Source organism: Kytococcus schroeteri (assembly GCF_002847825.1).
Taxonomy (GTDB): domain Bacteria; phylum Actinomycetota; class Actinomycetes; order Actinomycetales; family Dermatophilaceae; genus Kytococcus; species Kytococcus schroeteri.
Window position 1 is genome coordinate 1 of the sequence record NZ_PKIZ01000145.1, and the last position, 312, is coordinate 312.

At 59.0% G+C, this 312-nt stretch carries 1 protein-coding gene; it reads left to right on the forward strand.

Annotation, left to right across the window (positions count from 1 at the left end):
• Positions 1 to 24 precede the first annotated feature (24 nt).
• Positions 25 to 312, forward strand: a 288-nt coding sequence (locus tag CYJ76_RS11915; RefSeq protein WP_462345207.1) for an ATP-binding cassette domain-containing protein, incomplete at its 3' end; no start/stop codon positions are given.

Here is a 312-nt window from a genome sequence, read left to right on the forward strand (position 1 = left end):
CGTCAACGTCTTGGCATCGCAAGCGTGCTAGTCGGCAATCCACGCAACATCATCTTGGATGAGCCACTCAACGGCCTCGATATCCAAGGCGTGATGTGGCTACGCTCGCTGATTCAAGGCTGGGCGGACGAGGGGCGCTGCGTGCTGATTGCCTCCCATCATCTCAAGGAGGTAGAGGCAACCGCTGGCACCGTCACCGTCCTGAGCCAGGGCAACATTGTGGCCTCTGGAACCACAACCGAGGTGATTCAACAGAATCAGGCCACCGACCTCGAACAGGCGATCGCTCAACTGATCCCGGAGCTAGGGTCA